Annotated in this window: 16 protein-coding genes; 1 reads left to right on the top strand and 15 read right to left on the bottom strand. The window is 66.6% G+C overall.

The genetic code is table 11. The features are described from left to right. Window positions 1-607: 607 nt before the first annotated feature. The 5 genes from BJ970_RS15270 to BJ970_RS15250 form a co-directional block, all read right to left on the bottom strand. Window positions 608-853, bottom strand: coding sequence for a helix-turn-helix domain-containing protein (locus BJ970_RS15270; protein WP_184726881.1), 246 nt, complete (start codon window positions 851-853; stop codon window positions 608-610). A gap of 785 nt (window positions 854-1,638) precedes the next feature. Next, complete coding sequence (locus BJ970_RS15265) at window positions 1,639-2,028, bottom strand: hypothetical protein (protein ID WP_184726880.1); 390 nt, start codon at window positions 2,026-2,028, stop codon at window positions 1,639-1,641. Continuing rightward, window positions 2,025-3,383: a recombinase family protein gene (locus tag BJ970_RS15260; protein ID WP_184726879.1), complete on the bottom strand. Its 1,359-nt coding sequence runs from the start codon at window positions 3,381-3,383 to the stop codon at window positions 2,025-2,027. Before BJ970_RS15260 ends, BJ970_RS15265 begins: the two co-directional genes overlap by 4 nt. A gap of 36 nt (window positions 3,384-3,419) precedes the next feature. After that, window positions 3,420-3,614 (bottom strand): recombinase family protein, encoded by a 195-nt coding sequence (locus BJ970_RS15255; RefSeq protein ID WP_184726878.1) that lies wholly within the window; start codon window positions 3,612-3,614, stop codon window positions 3,420-3,422. Between the two features lie 504 nt (window positions 3,615-4,118). After that, the gene (locus BJ970_RS15250) at window positions 4,119-5,387 is read right to left on the bottom strand and encodes a CynX/NimT family MFS transporter (RefSeq protein ID WP_312864258.1); all 1,269 of its coding nucleotides are present in this window, start codon (window positions 5,385-5,387) and stop codon (window positions 4,119-4,121) included. A gap of 88 nt (window positions 5,388-5,475) precedes the next feature. Here BJ970_RS15250 and BJ970_RS15245 point away from each other — a divergent pair, with 88 nt between their 5' ends. Next, window positions 5,476-6,174, top strand: coding sequence for a FadR/GntR family transcriptional regulator (locus BJ970_RS15245; RefSeq protein WP_312864257.1), 699 nt, complete (start codon window positions 5,476-5,478; stop codon window positions 6,172-6,174). A 41-nt stretch (window positions 6,175-6,215) separates the two neighbouring features. On the opposite strand, the gene BJ970_RS15240 is transcribed toward BJ970_RS15245, so the two are convergent. The 10 genes from BJ970_RS15240 to dxr all read right to left on the bottom strand — a co-directional run bounded on the left by BJ970_RS15240 (window position 6,216) and on the right by dxr (window position 16,892). Beyond that, window positions 6,216-6,458 (bottom strand): type II toxin-antitoxin system Phd/YefM family antitoxin, encoded by a 243-nt coding sequence (locus BJ970_RS15240; protein ID WP_184726875.1) that lies wholly within the window; start codon window positions 6,456-6,458, stop codon window positions 6,216-6,218. Window positions 6,459-6,533: 75 nt separating this feature from the next. Continuing rightward, window positions 6,534-8,054: a cobyric acid synthase gene (locus BJ970_RS15235; RefSeq protein WP_184726874.1), complete on the bottom strand. Its 1,521-nt coding sequence runs from the start codon at window positions 8,052-8,054 to the stop codon at window positions 6,534-6,536. A gap of 72 nt (window positions 8,055-8,126) precedes the next feature. Continuing rightward, the gene (gene map / locus BJ970_RS15230; protein WP_184726873.1) at window positions 8,127-8,984 is read right to left on the bottom strand and encodes a type I methionyl aminopeptidase; all 858 of its coding nucleotides are present in this window, start codon (window positions 8,982-8,984) and stop codon (window positions 8,127-8,129) included. Window positions 8,985-9,085: 101 nt separating this feature from the next. Then, window positions 9,086-9,481 carry a type II toxin-antitoxin system VapC family toxin gene (locus BJ970_RS15225; RefSeq protein ID WP_184726872.1) on the bottom strand — a complete coding sequence of 132 codons (396 nt, stop codon included), beginning with the start codon at window positions 9,479-9,481 and terminating at the stop codon, window positions 9,086-9,088. Next, window positions 9,478-9,750 (bottom strand): type II toxin-antitoxin system Phd/YefM family antitoxin, encoded by a 273-nt coding sequence (locus tag BJ970_RS15220; RefSeq protein ID WP_184726871.1) that lies wholly within the window; start codon window positions 9,748-9,750, stop codon window positions 9,478-9,480. Before BJ970_RS15220 ends, BJ970_RS15225 begins: the two co-directional genes overlap by 4 nt. A 56-nt stretch (window positions 9,751-9,806) precedes the next feature. Continuing rightward, complete coding sequence (locus BJ970_RS15215) at window positions 9,807-11,594, bottom strand: penicillin-binding transpeptidase domain-containing protein (protein WP_184726870.1); 1,788 nt, start codon at window positions 11,592-11,594, stop codon at window positions 9,807-9,809. A gap of 131 nt (window positions 11,595-11,725) precedes the next feature. Next, window positions 11,726-12,562, bottom strand: a complete 837-nt coding sequence (locus BJ970_RS15210) for a GNAT family N-acetyltransferase (protein WP_184726869.1) — start codon at window positions 12,560-12,562, stop codon at window positions 11,726-11,728. A gap of 195 nt (window positions 12,563-12,757) precedes the next feature. Further along, window positions 12,758-13,912 (bottom strand): flavodoxin-dependent (E)-4-hydroxy-3-methylbut-2-enyl-diphosphate synthase, encoded by a 1,155-nt coding sequence (gene ispG / locus BJ970_RS15205; RefSeq protein ID WP_184726868.1) that lies wholly within the window; start codon window positions 13,910-13,912, stop codon window positions 12,758-12,760. A gap of 448 nt (window positions 13,913-14,360) precedes the next feature. Then, window positions 14,361-15,644 carry a M50 family metallopeptidase gene (locus tag BJ970_RS15200; protein WP_184726867.1) on the bottom strand — a complete coding sequence of 428 codons (1,284 nt, stop codon included), beginning with the start codon at window positions 15,642-15,644 and terminating at the stop codon, window positions 14,361-14,363. Continuing rightward, window positions 15,645-16,892 (bottom strand): 1-deoxy-D-xylulose-5-phosphate reductoisomerase, encoded by a 1,248-nt coding sequence (gene dxr / locus BJ970_RS15195; RefSeq protein WP_221467170.1) that lies wholly within the window; start codon window positions 16,890-16,892, stop codon window positions 15,645-15,647. Window positions 16,893-17,004 lie beyond the last annotated feature (112 nt).

Here is a 17,004-nt window from a genome sequence, read left to right as displayed (position 1 = left end):
ACCGCAGGGTCTACCCTGTGACCTGCGGCCACCACGTGATCTTCGTTTGTCCACACAACACCCGATGATCACTGGTGGCCGCACCCGTCTCGACGCCCCGTCTGACCAGACAAGATCACGAAATCCAGCTGGAGTACTAGCAGGCACCGGGCGCAGCGTGCGCATGGCAACGTCACGGGCCTGGACCAGGTCGGCAGGCACCTTGATACCGGCATTGGTCAGTTGGTTAACCGCCGAGTTGATCGGCGAGAGAGTCTGAGTAGCGAGTGGGTTAGTCATCGGCCAAAGTCCTTTCGAGAGAGCTTGCATTTCCCATCTTGGCGTTTCCAGGTGGATTCGTGAAACCGGGTGTTTCGTTTTCGTCCGGTTTTCCGGTACGTCTTCCGACAGCAGTAGTCGGGTATAAAGAACGGTGTCACTTGTGCTTGTTGGTTTTCTTGTTGGTGATAACCACAGGTGTCCGTGGCCTTGGCCAAGCAGCGTTAGAGTTCCTGCGAGGCATTCTGTTCCCCCCTCGTTTGCTCGATAGCTGCAATCAGTAGCAGCATGATCTCTTTGTGAACCTGGATCAGTTCACGGAACAGGGCTAGCTGATGCTGTACCTCTGTCATCCCAAAGGCTCCCACTCTTCAATAAGAACGGTTCGGACATCTACGCCGATCTTCCGGCAAATCGCGAACAACCGACCGGCGCTAGGCGGATACGCTGCATGCAGGTAGGCGTTAATCGCACCTTCGGACTCGCCCAGCTCATTGGCTAGTTCGAGTTGGGTTAGTTCATTGGCGTTCTTGTATTCCCATAGAGCCGAGGCAAACAGCCTCGGATCACCAGGACTACGGTAGTTACTGCTCATGGTTTGTTCACCTCAATCTGTCTGAGTTTAAAGGGCACATGAAAAACCCCCGTGGTGACCGGCGACACTCCGGAGACAAAGCCACCACGGGGGAAGACCAGAGGAATCCAGGCCACCGTAAACCTGGCTTCCTACAGGATCTCAACTAACCGTTATGTCAGCCGGAGAGAGGGAACCGACACAACGGAATAGGAGATCATCAACCAACTCTCAGGTTGGTTGAGTTTCAAAACCAAATAAGAATCAGCCGCTTTCGGCGGCTGTTTGTCCCTTCATAATAAAGATAGTGGTCACACTTCGTAAATCCGCACCGTTGAAGGTGCTCTTGCGACGAAGACCGCCAAGGTTGTTTGTTAGTGGTCATAGGTCGGTCGAAAAACTCCGCTTGGGGCTCCGTTTTTCTCCTTCCCCTTGTTAAGAGGTGTTCTTGGAGCCAAACCCGAATATGGACCACTAGATTTGTGATGAAGACCACTCTAATGGAGTAGCCAAGACCAGCGTTTCCGCTGGTCAACGGGTTAACCGTTAGGTCCACTGTAGCGGCTGGTCACGAAGTGGCCAGCCGGTTAACCCCTTCATAAGAGACCAGGGACAGGAAAAGTTCGTCTACGTGGCTTTCAGGACCGTTTACCGGCCTTCTGGGCTGCGTTGTGAACATCGCAAGCACAGGGAGCAGGGCACCAAAAAGCCGCCCAGCTTGGTTGCTGAGCGGCTGAATGGTTGTCCGGGTAGTTCGGTCGGGGGGTGCCCCTACGGTCCCGGAGCCACACAGGGGCTCTGAGCGTTTACAGCACCCGGTAAACCGTAGTGATCAAGGACCACATCCAACGGTCATCTTCGGTTTCCTCGGAGCTGACTAGCTCGGTCCGGTTGTCGGCAAGGAACTCACGAACCGGAGCAAGAACCGGGTCATCCTCGGGAACCAGGCCGGACCGTTTCACGGTCAACCCGTTGTGATCTATCCACGCCTGGACCCAACACGGACGGTTGATCAGGGTCCGGCATTCCTTGGGGTTCTCCACCCGGACCCAACCTGAACCGACAGGTTCGTAACCGTCTTCACCGACCGGGTTCATTTTGCCAACCAAGGTCATGGTGGTGAGGAATTCGTCAACGTCCATGCCACATTCTGCGGCTGCTTCCGCAATGCTCAGCGTTTCTAGTTCCTCGTTCACTCGGTCTCTCCCAAGTGTTCCATCAGCACGTCTGCTTCCGCAGCGCTGAGCCGGTAACCGTCGTCGGCGACAACGGGGATAGCGCCAGGGTTGATCAGGTTCAGGATCGAACCGGCACCCAGCACAGCGACGAACGTAGAATCGTCCCATATGACCCGAACCTTGGCATTACGCAGGAACGCGTTCCGCTGGTCAGCGTCAAACGCTTCGAAGTGCGCAGAGAACGTCTCCCCGGTCGGTTCCATCCGGTACCCGGCAAGCTGCACCGCTTGACCTTCAAGCTCAGTCCTGCGAGCGTCCAGGGCTTCAAGACGCTGGTTCAACTTGTCCCTGGTCTTGCCCCGGAACGCTGGGGACATGACCATCTCAGCAATGTTCTCGATCTCTGCTTCGATCGACGCGAGTTCATCAGCGTTGTTGGTCGCTGGGACGTAGACACGCTTTTGCATCGCGTGGTCCCCGTAGTGCTCCATCAGAATCCGGGTGAAGTTCTCATTGGTCGATTCCAGGCGAACCGTTGTGTTCCCGCATGCCTGCCCCTTGTTGGCGCTGGCGCATCGGTAATACGCCTTGGACCCGTTGAAAACCCGGTACATCGGTTCACCACATTGGCAGAACAGCACCCGAAGTAGCAACGCGGTTTCAGTGGTCCGGCGCTTCGGAGCTGACCTGGTTTTCTTGCTCAGGGCTTCCTGTAGTTCGTCGAAACGGGAACGGCTCAGGATCTCCTCAGCCCGCTTCACCGGTGCTCCGGTTTCGTCCCTGACGACGTACTCCTTGCCGAACTGCTTCTCCCCCTTGGCGTTACAGATGGGCTTACCGTCCGGACCGGTGATCACCTCACGCCGCAGCGTGTAACCGAGCAACGTCTCAGACGACAGAATCCGGGTAAGGCTCTGGTTACTCCACTGCTCACCCTTGGGTGCTTTTCCGTTGTTGACCCTGTTCTGATCACGCGGAGACGGGACACCACGTTTGTTCAAATCGATCAGAACCGACCGTAGCGACTCCTGATCAATGATCCGCTGCGCAGCTTCCAGGATGATCGCTTTCGCATCGTGGTCAACCACGTACTTGTCGCCATCGGCCTTGTAGCCGTACGGCGTCATGCGGCCCTTGTACTTGCCCTGTGAGTAGTTGTAATCGAACGTGTTGGTGTTGCGTTCCCGGATCGCCTCAAGCTCACCAGCGGCAACCTCAGCCAGGATGAACGCGACCATCCGCCCAGGACCCGAACTGAGATCGAAGGTCTCAGAAGTGGAGACGATCGACTTGCCGTGATCCTGACACCAGGACATCACTCGGCTCAGGTAGATCGAACCCGTAGCCAAACGGTCAAGGCGGTACGCGGCCACGATGTCCCACGCATCGATCCGCTCAGGCTCGGTGAACTACTTCGACAGTTCCGGAGCAGTCAACGGGTCAACCGACCGGCCAAGGTCCAGATCCTCAGCCCAACCAACGATCTCGTGACCGTTCACGTCGGCCCACTTCTCGATCGCGAGCCTCTGACGTTCCGGCGACGTGGTGACGTCTTCCAGCCCTTGAAACCGGCTCAGCCGGATACGGCCCAACACCCTTGCCACTTGCAGCTCCCTCACTTACAGGGGCCTGTTCGGCAACGTCTGGCCCGACGTTACCGACCTGGCCTGCGCGGTGGCCTACACAGATCATCGGGCGTGGTGGGAACCTTCGGGTTCCTGGCCTACTGGCGTCGGGTCGGGGGTATTGCCGCTGGTAACGGTCTGCCCGGTGGTCCGGCGCTGGTCTGTGTAAAACCCGTAAGTGGGAGCGCGAAATCGGCGCTAGCTCCCCACCGAGACCGCCAGTTTCGCGCGGAATCGCCCGCCCGGCGAACGGCACTATGGTCGTTTATAAGCGGCGTCAGCCGCTTGCGGTGTGGGACTCTCAGCTTGCACCGCCGCCCCAACAGGGTCCCAAACGGCTCAGACGTCGCCTGGCGAGGACAGCCCAAGCGCCGTGTATTGGGCATACATCAGTCGGGAATCCCGGAGACCAGGCGGCGACAGTAACTTTCGCAGGGGGCCGCTACCCGCACGGCTAAGCAAACCACCTTTGAAACACTCTCTCTAGATGGTGCGCGGGCGGCCCGCGATGACGCCGAAGACCGCCTGCACCGCGACGAGAACCACGATCGCCGACAGCGAGACCGACCACGTACCGGTGACGTCGTGCAGCACGCCGAAAAGGAACGGCCCGACGGATGAGATCAGGTAGCCGATGCTCTGCGACATCGCGGACAGCGCCCCGGTGTCGGCCGCGTTGACGGTGCGCAGCGAGATGAACACGAGGGCCAGCGGGAACCCGCTCATCCCGACGCCGATCGCCAGCGCCCACACCACCGGCATGGCCATCGGTGCCAGCAGCAACCCGGACACACCGGTAAGGGTCAGCACCGCGAACCCAATGGCCCAGCCGGACTGGCTGCGTGTCCTGGTCACCAGTGGCGGCAAGATCATGTTGCTCGGCACGCCGACCAGCAACAACAACCCGAGCAGCATGCCTGCGGTCGCGCCGTCCATCCCAGCGTCTTTGAGCACCTCGGGCATCCAGCCCATCACGACGTAGGCGACCAGTGATTGCAGCGCGAAGTAAATGGTGATCACCCACGCCAGCGGGCTGCGCATCAGCGAACGGCGTGGCCCTTTCGAAGCGGGGCCCGCCACCTGCCGGGTCGGAGTGCGGCGAGCCGTCGCGGGCAACCACACGCACAGCGCGGTCAGCGCCACCACCGCCCAGGTCGCCAGCGATAATCGCCAGCTGCCGGTGGCGGAGTTCAGGTAGGGCGTCAGCGCCGAACCGGCGGAGCCGCCCGCTGCCATCGCGGTGGTGTAGAGCGCGGTGGCCATCCCGACGCGGGTCGGGAAGGACTCCTTGACCACCACCGGGATCAGCACGTTGCACATCGCGATCGCGGCGCAGACCAGGACGGTGCCGCCCAGCACCGCCCACGGGCCGTTGACGACCCGCAGCAGCATCGCGCCGGTCAGCACGGCAAGCGAGCCGCCGACGACCTTGTTGATGCCCATCCGCCTGGCCAGCAGCGGCGCGCCGATGCCCGCGAGCCCGAAGCACAGCGTGGGCACCGAGGTCACCACGCTCGCCCAGGTGCTGGAGGCACCGAGCGAGTCACGAACTTCACCGAGCACGGACGCCAGGCTGGTAACCGCCGGGCGCATGTTCGCCGCTGCCAGCGCAACCCCGGCCAGCAGCAGCCCACCACCGGCGACGGCTACGTGCCGGTTGGGCAGAACCGTCTCGGCTGCGCCCTCGTTCTCGAGCGAAAGCGCGTCCGGGTGGCGATCGGCTGCGGGTGGGGTGGCATTCTGGTCAGCCACATGGTCGGGGACATGCTGGGATCGTGACCTCATGGACATCGCGGCCTAGTATGTCAAACATAGGATGTTTGGACGAAAGGACCTGTCAGTGCCTTTGGTCACCGCCAAACGGACCGGGCTGGTCGATCAGGTCATCACCCAGATCCGGGAGCTCGTGTCGTCCGGGGAATGGCCGCTGGGCGAGAAGATCCCGCCCGAGGCCGAGCTCGTGACCGCTCTCGGCGTCGGACGCAACACCGTTCGCGAAGCGGTGCGTGCGCTCTCGCACGTCGGCCTGCTGGAAGTGCGGCAGGGCGACGGCACGTTCGTGCGCGCCACGAACGAGATCTCCGGGGCGGTGCGCAAGCTCTGCGGCCCCGAGCTGCGCCAAGTCCTGGAAGTCCGGCGCGCGCTGGAGGTGGAGGGCGCGCGGCTGGCCGCCGGGGCGCGAACCGATGACGACCTGCGCGAGCTGGAGGTTTGCCTGGCCGACCGCAACGCCGCGGTGCAACGCCTGGACCGCGCGGAGGTCGTCGCCACCGATGCCGAGTTCCACCGCCGGCTGGTCGCGGCTTCGCACAACCCGGTGTTGATCTCGCTCTACGAGGGGATCCGCGAGGCGGTGGCCTCCAGCGTGGCAACCACTTTCGACCCGGCGATCCCGCCGGAGCAGCACGTCTCGCACACCGAACTGCTGGCCGCCGTGCGCGATGGCGAGCCGCGCCGAGCCGCCGAGGAAGCGGGCGCGTTCCTCGACGAACTGCTCGCCCAGATGGGGTCGGAAGGGCAGTCGCCGAAGTCGGTTTGATCTTCGCCCTCGGCGACGGGAGCGCGTCCGGAAACGGATGCTCAGGCCGAGGAGTCCGGCCAGTAGTCCGTTCCGACGTCGAACGCGTCGCCCGTGTCCGGGGCGACCCATGCCGCCGCGATCACGCCTGCGGCGAAGCGTCCGGTGGATCGGGCGGGCGCGGCTTGCAGCCGCACCGAGGGCGCGCCGAAGCGAGTGATCACGATCTCCTCCCCCGATTCGGCGCGATCGAGCAGCTCCACCAGCCGCTCGCGGGCTTCATCAACGGAGAACTCGGCAGCCATGCACATGACGTTACCCGCGCCACACCGATCACGGGAACCCGAAGCGGGTAGCGGCAGTTCGACTGAAACTGCGGGTCACCCGAGCTCCTGGCGCAGCCGTGGAAGACCGGCGGGCACGCCCCGGTCGAGGAGGCGGCGCAGGGCATCGGTGTCCAGGTGCTTTTCCACCAGGTCCCCGAGCAGGTCCAGTTGCCCGGCGCGGACCTCGGCGAAGACCGTGTCGGCGGCCGGTTCGAAGCCCTCCCGCCCGGCCCGCTCCGCTGCCCAGCGCAGGAAGGCCCGCCGGAACGCGTCGTTCTCGAACAGCCCGTGCCAGTGGGTGCCGAGCACCGATTCGGCCACGCCTCCTTCGGCCTTCCCGTCGGGCAGACTCACCAGCGGTGCCAGGTCGCCGCGGCGGACCGCGACACCGTGGTGGATCTCGTAGCCCGCAACGGGTTCGCCGAAGGCCCGGCCGCTCGGCCGGGCCAGGATCTTGCTCGGCGCGAACTCGATCTCCAGGTCCAGCAATCCGAGCCCGTCGACCACGCCCATCCCGGACTCGACCTCGTCGCTGATGTGCCGGGTCAGCATCTGGAAACCGCCGCAGATCCCGGCCACCGGCATTCCGGCGCGGGCATGCGCCCGGATCGCCTCGGCCAGGCCGCTGCGTCGCAGCCAGTCCAGGTCCGCGACCGTCGACTTCGAGCCGGGCAGCACGACCAGGTCCGCATCGGCCAGCCGCGACGGCTCGGTGACGAACCGAACCGCGACGCCCGGTTCGGCGGCCAGCGCCTCCACATCGGTTGCGTTGGAGATCCGCGGCAGCCTCGGCACCGCGACGCGCAACCACTGGCCGCCGCTTGGCGGGGCGGGGCGCCCGACCACCCCGTCTGCCACGTAGGACAGCGAGTCCTCGGCGTCCAGCCACAGCTCCTCGGCCCACGGCAGCACGCCGTGCACCGGGCGGCCGGTCAGCGAGCGCAGTTGGTCCAAGCCCGGTTCCAGCAACGCCGGATCGCCGCGAAACTTGTTGATCAGGAACCCGGCGACCAGCGCCTGGTCCGCCGCGTCCAGCAACGCGAGGGTGCCGTAGAGCTGGGCGAACACCCCGCCGCGGTCGATGTCGCCGACTACCAGCACCGGCAGCCCGGCGGCCTGCGCGAGGCCCATGTTGGCGATGTCGTTGGCCCGCAGGTTGATCTCGGCCGGCGACCCGGCACCCTCACATACCACGTAGTCGTAGTCGGCGCGCAGACCGTCCAGTGTGGACACGACAGTGTCCAGCAAGGCGGCCTTGCGGGCCCGGTAGGACATCGCGGTCACCTCGCCGGAGACGTGCCCCAGCACCACAACCTGCGAACTGCGGTCGCTACCGGGCTTGAGCAGCACCGGATTGAACCGCACCGAAGGCTCGACACCGCACGCGGCGGCCTGCAATGCCTGGGCCCGCCCGATCTCGCCGCCATCGGGCGTGACCACGGAGTTGTTGGACATGTTCTGCGCCTTGAACGGCGCGACCCGAGCGCCGCCGCGCGCCAGCCAACGACAGATCCCGGCGGTGACCACGCTCTTCCCGGCATCCGACGTCGTCCCAGCGACCAGCAGTGCGTTCACACGACGTTCCTACCGCACCGGCTCAGTCCCCTCCGCAACCCGCCCCGCAAGACGACTCTGGAATGCCGGCGGCTACGGCAGGGTGAGGATTTCGTTGCCTTCTTCGGTGATCAGGATGGTGTGTTCGAACTGGGCCGTCCAGCTCTTGTCCTTGGTGGTCACCGTCCAGCCGTCGTCCCACATGTCGTACTCGTGGGTGCCGAGGGTGATCATCGGCTCGATGGTGAAGGTCATCCCCGGTTCCAGGACGGTCTGCACCGACGGCTCGTCATAGTGCAGGATCACCAGTCCGCTGTGGAACGAGCGACCGATGCCGTGCCCGGTGAAGTCGCGCACCACGCCGTAGCCGAACCGCTTGGCATAGGACTCGATGACCCGGCCGATCACGTTGAGCTGACGCCCCGGCTTGGCCGCCTTGATCCCCCGCATCAGCGACTCGTGGGTGCGCTCCACCAGCAGCCGCACCTCGTCGGAAACCTCTCCCGCCAGGAACGTCGCGTTGGTGTCGCCGTGCACCCCGCCGATGAAGCCGGTCACGTCGACGTTGACGATGTCGCCGTCCTGGATCACCGTCGTATCCGGGATGCCGTGGCAGATCACCTCGTTCAGCGAGGTGCAGGACGACTTCGGAAAGCCCCGGTAACCCAACGTCGACGGGTAGACCCCGTGGTCGCAGAAGAACTCGTGCACCACCGCGTCGACCTCGTCGGTGGCGACGCCGGGCTGCACCGCCTTGCCCGCCTCGACCAGGGCCTGCGCGGCGAGCTTGCCCGCCACCCGCATCGCCTCGATGATCTCGGGCGGCTGCACGTAGGGGTCGGTGTTGCGCTTGGGGGCCGGTTTGTCGACGTATTCGGGGCGCTCGATGTGCGCTGGGACTGGGCGACGCGGCGTCTGCACGCCTGGCTTCAACGGAGCTCGAACCGGCATGCCCCCACTGTAACCGCGCCGCTGCCCCGAGCTGTCGTGAGTGGCGGGTGCCCGCCACGGCGACCACGCCACTCACGACACCGACGAGCAACGACCGGCCGTCAGTTCACGCCGGGGGATGCGGTGGCCAGGCCCGCGTCTTCGGCCGCCGCCAGCAATGCCGGGTCGTAGGAGACGTAAGCATGCAGGCCGTCCTTGATCTTGCAGGCGGACGCGAGGTGGATGGCGTCCACCGGCCCGACGTTGCACCGCAGCTCGGTTGCCACGTCCAGCACGTCTTGCTTCACCGGCAGCTGGTCGATCTTCGACACGATGATCGACGCTAGATCTTCGGCGGCCGGGCCGACCTCACGGAACGTGCGCAGCACGTCCACCTTCGACAACGCGCTGGTGACGCGGGGGCGCTCCCAGCGCTCGCGGATCCACTGGCTCAACGCCCTGCTCTCCGGCTCGGGCGCGATCAGTTTGACCAGCGCGGAGGAATCGAAATAGATCAAAACCGCTCCTGTTCACGCCTGCGCAGCAGCCGGTCGGACACATTCGGGGTCGGCGCTGCCGGCAACGGTTCGGGGAGCTCGCCGCCGTCGCCGGGCACGAGTTCTCCGGTGGCGACGAGTTCGTCGTAAAGGGCTTGGTCCCGCTTGGGCGGATTGAGTACCGCGACGACCCGACCGCGATCGGTCACCAGGATTGACTCCCCGGCGGCGACCCGCTTCAGGTATTTGCTGGCGTTCTGCCGCAGCTCGCGGACGCCGATCCGCTCCATGCGCTACAACGTAGCACAATGCTGACCCTCGGTGATCATCCGAACACGTCACGCGATCAGGTGGTCGCCAGGAACCGCTTCGCCGCCTCGACGGCCGGTCCCGACGAGCCCGCGTCGGTCACCAGCACCGCGAGCGCCAGGTCACCGCGGTAGCCGACGAACCAGCCGTGCGAGTGGGTGCCGTCACCGAACTGCGCGGTCCCGGTCTTGCCCCGGACGTCGCCGGAACCGGCCAGCGCGACCGCCGTCCCGCCGGTGACCACCTCGCGCATCATCGCGCGGAGCTGGTCCAGGGACTGCTGCGAAGGCGGCTGCGGGGCGGCGTCGGCCTTGGTCTGGGTGCCGCGGATCAGTGTTGGCACCGGCATCTGTCCCCGGGCGATCGACGAAGTCACCAGCGCCATGCCGAACGGGCTGGCCAGCACGGTGCCCTGCCCGATGCCGTTTTCCGCGCGCAGCACCGTGCTGTCACCGGGCGGCACCTTGCCGGTGATCGTGGTCGCACCGGCCATGTCGAAGTCCACGCCGAGGCCGAGCCGGTGCGCCGCATCGGTCAGCGCCTGGCCGGGGAGATCGACCGCGAGCTGCGCGAACGACGTGTTGCAGGACCGCGCGAACGCCGTCCGCAACGGGACCCGGCCGAGATCGAACTCCTTGTCGTTGGGCAGCACCCGGCCGTCGAACACCTTCGTTCCCGGGCAATCCACCGGCGTATCGATGCCGACCTTGCCGGCCTCCAGCCCGGCGGTCGCGGTGACCGTCTTGAAGGTCGAACCAGGCGGGTATTGACCGGACAACGCCACCGGGCCCTGCGCGTCGGCGGCGGCGTTCTGTGCCACGGCGAGCACCTCGCCGGTGGACGGCTGCATTGCCACCAGCATCGCGGCCTGCGGCACCGGATCCACCGCCTGCTCGGCGGCTCGCTGCGTGCGGTCGCCGAGTGTCACGTTGGTCGGTGCGACCGGCCGTGCGGCCACGGCGTGCAGCTCCGCGACCTCGTTGCCGGTCGCATCGCGCGTGACGACGCGCCACCCGGCGTTGGCCTCGACCTGCTCGTCGACCTTGCGGGCCACGCCCCCGAGCACCTGCGTGCCGTACCCGCGCTCGGTGGTGATCAACCGGGTTTGCGCCGGGAACCGGACGCCCGGCAGGTCGTAGATCCGGGATCTGACCTTGTCGTAGTCGCCCTGCCGCAGCGTAACCACCACGTACGGCTGCCCCGGAGGCGTTTTGGCCGCACCGTCCATAATGGACTCCCGCGTGATGGCGGGATCGACGCTGCCCAGCGCACCGGCCAAGGATGCCGCGACCCCGGGCACGTCACCGGCCTCCTGCGGGCTCAGGCTCACGGTGATCAGCTGCTCCGGAGCCATGAGCTGCTTTCCGTCGCGATCCAGCACCGGCGCCGGATCGGGCCGCTGTTCCTGGTAGGACAACGTCTGCCCGGCGCCCAGTTGCGGATGGATCACCGCCGGTGCCCAGCGGACCTTCCAGCCCTGGTCCTGGCCGACGAGCTTGAACTCGTTCCCGTAATTCCAGACCTTGCCCGCGCCGAAGTCCCAGGACATGTCGAACCGCGCCGTCGGCACCCCCTGGGCGTCTTCGGTCACCTCTCGGACGGTCGCGTGCGCGGCCGTCGGCGCGAGGTTGCGCCGAGCGGTCTCCAGCGCTTGCCGCGCCTGCTCCGGCGCGTCGGTCTGATTCGCCGCACCCGCCACGTCGCCCGACGCGACAGCGGTCACGAAGGACGCCGCAACGTCCTTTTCGGAGGGCCCGGTGCTGCACGCGGCCAACGGCACCAGCAGCAGTGCCGCCACGCTGGCCAAGATCCGCGAGGAAACCATGCCCGCGAGTATGCCGAAAACGCCCTAAACGTCCACACCGCCTTTCCGGCCTGTTGCCCCTGCGGGCAGCCATCGGGCACCGGGGGCCGGGAGCCCGGCCGAGCCGCCAGCCAAATCCACAGTGGACGAGACTAGAAGAGGACGGTGCTGAAGGAGCCGACGCGGCGGAAGCCGACCTTGCGGTAGGCGAGCCGGGCCGCGACGTTGTAGTCGTTGACGTAGAGGCTCGCGGTGCGGCCCAGGCCGCGCACCAGGCGATCCGCCACCGCGGCGGTGCCCGCGGTACCCAGCCCGGTGCTGCGCCGATCCGGGTGCACCCAAACCCCCTGGATCTGCCCCACGGTGCCCGACAGCGCACCGATCTCGGCCTTGAACACCACCTCGCCGCCCTCGAAGCGGGCGAACGCCCGGCCGCTGGCGATCAGGTCGGCGACGCGCGCCCGGTAGGTCGCGGCGCCGCCGTCGCTGGACGGGTCCACCCCGACTTCCTCGGTGAACATCGCGACCGCCGCGGGCAGGTACCGCTCCAGCTCGTCCGGGCGCACCGGCCGCACCAGTGGATCCGGCGTCACCTGCGGCGGGTCGGCGAGCGCCATGAGCGGCTGCTCGGCGCGCACCTCGCGCGCCGGACCCCACTGCGCGGCGACCTCCTCCCAGAGCGCCAGCACCTGCTCGGTCGGCCCGACCAGCGACGAGCACACGCGGCGGCGGCGCAGCGCACGATCGGCGAAGGCTCGCATCGCGCCGGCCCCGCCCCGCAGCGGAATCAGGTTCGCGCCCGAGAAGCACATCCCGGTGAGCTTGCCGCCGTACCCCCAGAGCTCGCCGCCGAGGCGCAACGGGTTGAGGCCGGCCTCCTCGACGCGCGCGGCCACCATGCAGGCCGCTACCGGGACAGAATCCAGTACGGAACGGACCAGCAGCGCGTCGCGTTCCTCCAATAGCCGTGCACCGGCGAGCTTGAGCACCTGCCAAGACTGCCAGAAACCCTGGACAGCGAGCCTCCCCGGCCGATGTGCGCCACACTCACCCGAACAGTACTCACCCATTCGGAGTAGCCCGGTCGGCGGGATAGCGCGGATTCATCGCACACGCTGCGCGGAAAGGACCGGCAATTCGAGACCGGCTTCCCACCTGAAACGGGGACGGCCGGTCCCGCAAGATCAGCTGACAGTGACGACCGGCGCTCCGGTCTCGTCGTCGGCGGGTTCCATGTCCTCGGCGATGCGCATGGCCTCTTCGATCAGGGTCTCGACGATCTGGTGCTCGGGCACCGTCTTGATCACCTCGCCCTTGACGAAGATCTGTCCCTTGCCGTTGCCCGAGGCCACCCCGAGATCGGCCTCCCGCGCCTCACCCGGACCGTTGACCACGCACCCCATCACCGCCACCCGCAGGGGCACCTCCATGCCCTCCAGTCCGGCGGTGACCTCCTCGGCCAGCTTGTACACATCCACCTGCGCCCGTCCGCACGACGGACACGACACGATCTCCAACTTCCGCGGCCGCAGGTTCAACGACTGCAAGATCTGCGTGCCGACCTTGATCTCTTCCACCGGCGGCGCCGATAGCGACACCCGGATCGTGTCCCCGATCCCCTGCCGCAGCAACGCCCCGAAAGCCACCGCCGACTTGATCGTGCCCTGAAACGCCGGCCCGGCCTCCGTCACCCCCAGGTGCAGCGGGTAATCACAGCTCTCGGCCAGGATCTCGTACGCCCGCACCATGACGACCGGATCGTTGTGCTTGACCGAGATCTTCAGATCTTGGAAATCGTGCTCGGCGAACAGGCTCGCCTCCCACAACGCCGACTCCGCCAACGCCTCGGGCGTCGCCTTGCCGTACTTCCGCATCAACCGCGGATCCAGCGATCCCGCGTTGACCCCGATCCGGATCGGCGTCCCGTGGTCCTTGGCCGCCTGGGCGATCTCCTTGACCTTGTCGTCGAACTTCTTGATGTTGCCCGGATTCACCCGCACCGCCGCGCACCCGGCCTCGATCGCCGCGAACACGTACTTGGGCTGGAAGTGGATGTCGGCGATCACCGGGATCTGCGACTTCGCCGCGATCGCGGGCAACGCCTCCGCATCATCGGCACTCGGACACGCCACTCGCACGATGTCGCATCCCGCCGCGGTCAACTCCGCGATCTGCTGCAACGTGCCATTGATGTCCGCGGTGTTGGTCGTCGTCATCGACTGCACGGAGACGGGGAATTCGCTGCCCACCCCGACCGCTCCGACCTGCAACTGCCGGGTCTTGCGCCGTTCCGCTAGCACCGGCGCCGGCGCCGCGGGCATGCCCAGATCGACGGTCATCGATACCTCTCCACCTCTTCTGGTGTTCTCCGGACGGCTTACGCCGCCCGTGCTTCACGATACCGGCGAGGGTTCATCCGGCCGGTTGTTGCGGCACCCCTCCGAGTCACGTTGCGTGATCGTCTCCGCTCGTTCATGACACCTTTGGCCTAGCGTCACGCAGCGCCCTGCACCTAATCAGCGCAGCCGGTACAGCACACGCGACGGCTCCTCAGGACTGCCGATCGCACGTCGCAGGCACCCGCGAGTCGTCAACCTCACGGGTGAATTCGCGTTCCTTACCGTCGGCGGCGCAGCCGCTCACCCCACACACGTACGAGGACCACCCGCGGGCTCACACACTGCGTCAACGGGCACGAGTTGTACCCGGGACGTCGGCCCCGAGCGCGCCGGCGTCCGAGGTTGCGCCCAGCGCCCACGGTCATGAACCAGCCGCATGCGTCGGTCCCTAGAAAAGCGTCACCGGGTTCACGATGTCGGCGACCAGGACCAGCAGCGAGTAGGCGATGAAGATCAGGCTCACCGCGTACGCCAGCGGCATCAGCCGGGCCGTGTCGAACGGGCCGGGGTCCGGCCGCCGCACCAGCTTGGCGAACCGGCGGCGGATGCCCTCCCACACCGCGCCCGCGATGTGCCCGCCGTCCAGCGGCAGAACCGGCAGCATGTTGAACACGAACAACGACAGGTTCACGCCCGCCAGCAGGTTGAACATCAAGATGATCCGGTCGTCGACGCCGATGCTGTCCGAGGCCAGCACCTCGCCGCCCAGTCGGCTCGCACCGACGATGCCGACCGGCGAATCCTGGTGTCGTTCGCCGCCGAAGATCGCGCTGACCAGGTCGGGCACCCGCTGCGGTAGCTCGACGACCTTCTGCGCGGTGAGACTGACGAAGCCGCCGATGGTCTTCACCACGCCGCCGAAGTCCTGCTTGACCAGGTGCGAGGTCGGGGTGAGGCCGAGGAATCCGACCATCTCGTACTCGCTGGTCGAGCCGATCTTCGGCCGCTCGGTCCGCAGCAGGTTCGCCGTCAGCGTCACCCGGTGGCCGTCGCGCTCGACGACGACCGGCACCGCACCCGCGGTGCCGCGGATGGCCAGTTGCAGGTCGTCCCACGAGCCGTAGGGCTTGCCGTTGAACTCCACGATCCGGTCGCCCGGTTTGAACCCGGCGGCGGCGGCCGGAGCGGGGGTCGCGCCGGGCGGGCAGACCGCCGTGTTCTTGGCGTCGGCGGGCAGCACGCACTCGCTGACCGTCGAGACCGTCGTGGTCGGGGTCTGGATGCCGTGGCCCATCAGGATCGCCGTGAAGATGCCGACCGCGAGGATGAGGTTCATCACCGGCCCGGCCATCATCACGATGACCCGCTTCCACGGGCTGCGCTGGTAGAACTGCCGGTGCGCGTCCTCGGGCGTGATCTCCTCGGCGGACATCTGCCGGGCGTCCTCGATCATCGCCCGCCATGGCGCGGACGACGCGGTGCGCCCGTACTTCTCGTCCTTCTTGGGCGGGAACATGCCGATCATCCGGATGTAGCCGCCGAACGGGATGAGCTTCACGCCGTATTCGGTGTCGCCCGTCCGCTTCGACCAGATGGTGCGGCCGAAGCCGACCATGTACTGGGTGACCTTGATCCCGAACAGCTTCGCGGTGGCCAGGTGCCCCAATTCATGCCACGCGATGGAGAACAGCAGCCCGAGGAAGAAGATCAGGATGCCAACTACGACCAGCATCTACTCCGCCTTCCCCGCGGCCACGAGCTCGCGAGCCCGAGCCCGTGCCCACTCCTCGGCCGCGAAGACCTCATCCAAGCCCGCCGGTTCACCCCGCCACTGGTCGGCGTCGGCGAGCACCTCACCCACAGTTTGCACGATCGCGATGAAACCGAGTCGGCCATCGGCGAACGCCGCCAGCGCCTCCTCGTTCGCCGCGTTGTAGATCGCGGGCAGGCAGCCGCCGCCGGTGCCCGCCGAGCGGGCCAGCTCCACAGCCGGGAAGGCCTCGTTGTCGACCGGCTCGAAGGTCCACTCCTGGGCGTGCTCGAAGGTCAGCGCCGGGGCCGCCTTGGGCACCCGGCGCGGCCAGTCCATGCTCATCGCGATCGGGATTCGCATGTTCGGCGGGCTGGCCTGGGCGATCGTGGACCCGTCCACGAAGGTGACCATCGAGTGCACGATCGACTGCGGGTGCACCACGACGTCGATGCGGTCGTAGCCGATGCCGAACAGCAGGTGCGCCTCGATCAGCTCCAGGCCCTTGTTCACCAGGGTCGCCGAGTTGATGGTGACCACGTTGCCCATCGACCAGGTTGGGTGGGCCAGCGCCTGCTGCACCGTGACATCGGCCAGCTCGCCGCGCTTGCGGCCGCGGAACGGGCCGCCGGAGGCGGTGAGCACCAGGCGCGCCACCTCGTCGGAACGGCCGCCGAGCAGGCACTGCGCCAGCGCCGAGTGTTCGGAGTCGACCGGCACGATCTGGCCGGGCGCGGCGGCCTCGAGCACCAGCGCGCCGCCGGCGATCAGTGATTCCTTGTTGGCCAGCGCCAGCTGGGCGCCGGTCGCCAGCGCGGCCAGCGTCGGCTTCAGCCCGCGTGAGCCGTCGACCCCGTTCAACACCACATCCGCCGGGGCGCATTCGATGAGATCGGTCACCGCGTCCGGCCCGGCCAGCAGCCGGGGCAGGTGGAACTCACCGGCCGAGTAGCCGCGCTTCTGGGCCTCGGCGTAGAGGGCGAGTTGGACGTCTTCGACGGCGGTGCCCTTGGCGACCGCCACGACCGGGACGTCGAACTCCAGCGCCTGCGCCGCAAGAGTCTGCGGGTCGCTGCCGCCCGCGGCCAGCCCGGCGACCCGGAACCGGTCGGGGTTGTGCCGGATCACGTCCAGGGCCTGGGTTCCGATGGAACCGGTCGAGCCGAGCACCAGGACGGTGCGGGGGCCGGGGTCGCTCGGAGCGCTCTGATTCGAGGTGTCGGCGTACATCACGGCCATTGTCCCCGAAGAAGGTGAGGACCCGTCGCTCGCGGTGCGCAAAGCACGTCCGAGGCCAACGATCAGGTGGTAGGCCCCGGCCCGGTACGCGGGACGATGTGAG

It is taken from the genome of Saccharopolyspora phatthalungensis, assembly GCF_014203395.1.
GTDB lineage: Bacteria > Actinomycetota > Actinomycetes > Mycobacteriales > Pseudonocardiaceae > Saccharopolyspora > Saccharopolyspora phatthalungensis.
This window is presented reverse-complemented; position numbering and strand designations above follow the sequence as displayed.

What these genes read in the sequence shown, in the direction of transcription:
- BJ970_RS15270 (WP_184726881.1), bottom strand. Translation starts at nt 853, where the DNA reads ATGAGCAGTAACTACCGTAGTCCTGGTGATCCGAGGCTGTTTGCCTCG.
- BJ970_RS15240 (WP_184726875.1), bottom strand. Translation starts at nt 6,458, where the DNA reads ATGGCTGCCGAGTTCTCCGTTGATGAAGCCCGCGAGCGGCTGGTGGAG.
- map (WP_184726873.1), bottom strand. Translation starts at nt 8,984, where the DNA reads ATGCCGGTTCGAGCTCCGTTGAAGCCAGGCGTGCAGACGCCGCGTCGC.
- BJ970_RS15220 (WP_184726871.1), bottom strand. Translation starts at nt 9,750, where the DNA reads ATGGAGCGGATCGGCGTCCGCGAGCTGCGGCAGAACGCCAGCAAATAC.
- BJ970_RS15215 (WP_184726870.1), bottom strand. Translation starts at nt 11,594, where the DNA reads ATGGTTTCCTCGCGGATCTTGGCCAGCGTGGCGGCACTGCTGCTGGTG.
- ispG (WP_184726868.1), bottom strand. Translation starts at nt 13,912, where the DNA reads ATGACCGTCGATCTGGGCATGCCCGCGGCGCCGGCGCCGGTGCTAGCG.
- BJ970_RS15200 (WP_184726867.1), bottom strand. Translation starts at nt 15,644, where the DNA reads ATGCTGGTCGTAGTTGGCATCCTGATCTTCTTCCTCGGGCTGCTGTTC.
- dxr (WP_221467170.1), bottom strand. Translation starts at nt 16,892, where the DNA reads ATGTACGCCGACACCTCGAATCAGAGCGCTCCGAGCGACCCCGGCCCC.